Below are 1,136 nucleotides of genomic sequence, written 5' to 3' on the forward strand. Positions count from 1 at the left end.
CACGGATCACGTCGCTGGTCGTCGCCATCAAGGTGACGGTCGTCCTGGTCGTGATCATCGCGGGCGCGTTCCTCGTCAAGGGTGCCAACTACGACCCCTTCATCCCGAAGGAGAAGCCCGTCGAGGCCGGGGCCAGTCTCGACTCCCCGCTGATCCAGCTCATGTTCGGCTGGGCGCCCTCCAACTTCGGCGTGATGGGCATCTTCACCGCTGCGTCGGTCGTCTTCTTCGCCTTCATCGGCTTCGACGTCGTGGCCACGGCCGCCGAGGAGACCAAGAACCCGCAGCGCGACATGCCGCGCGGCATCCTCGGCTCCCTCTTGATCTGCACCACGCTGTACGTCCTCGTCTCGATCGTCGTCACCGGCATGCAGCACTACAGCGAGCTGTCCGTCGACGCCCCGCTCGCCGACGCGTTCAAGGCGACCGGACATCCGTGGTTCGCGGGCTTCATCAGCTTCGGCGCCGCGGTCGGCCTGACGACCGTCTGCATGATCCTGCTGCTCGGCCAGACCCGGGTGTTCTTCGCGATGAGCCGGGACGGGTTGCTGCCGCGGTTCTTCTCGCGCGTCCACCCGCGGTTCAAGACGCCGCACCGGCCGACCATCCTGCTCGGCGTGATCATCGCGATCCTCGCCGGGTTCACCCCGCTGACCGAGCTCGCCGCGCTGGTGAACATCGGCACGCTGTTCGCCTTCGTGGTCGTCGCCATCGGCGTGATCATCCTGCGCAAGTCCCGCCCCGACCTGCCCCGGGCGTTCCGCACCCCGTGGGTGCCGGTCATTCCGATCCTGTCGGTGTGCGCGTCGCTGTGGCTGATGATCAACCTGCCGGCCGAGACCTGGGTCCGCTTCGCCGTCTGGATGGCTGCCGGCTTCCTCGTCTACTTCCTGTACGGCCGTACCCACAGCCGCCTCGCCCGCCGCGGGGCGGGAGAGGAGCAGCCGAGCGTGGGTGGTGGCACGCCGTAGCCTTCGTCCGACCGCCGGGTGTTTGCGCCTGCCGCCGGGTGGTGGGTCGGGGCCGCGCCGGGGGGTGTCCGTCCTCGGAACGGCGCGATGGGGCCTCACGCCGACTGACTGTCCGTTGACGCGCCAACCGCTGCGTCCGGTCACACACCCGCACCGCGCCGATGC

The 1,136-nt window shown here is 69.0% G+C and carries 1 protein-coding gene; it reads left to right on the plus strand.

The genetic code is table 11. The features are described from left to right. On the plus strand, positions 1-971 hold a 971-nt coding region (locus ABT116_RS48865), incomplete at its 5' end, for an amino acid permease (protein WP_351648044.1). Positions 972-1,136 lie beyond the last annotated feature (165 nt).

This window comes from Streptomyces sp. NPDC002130, assembly GCF_040296465.1.
In the GTDB taxonomy this organism is placed as follows: domain Bacteria; phylum Actinomycetota; class Actinomycetes; order Streptomycetales; family Streptomycetaceae; genus Streptomyces.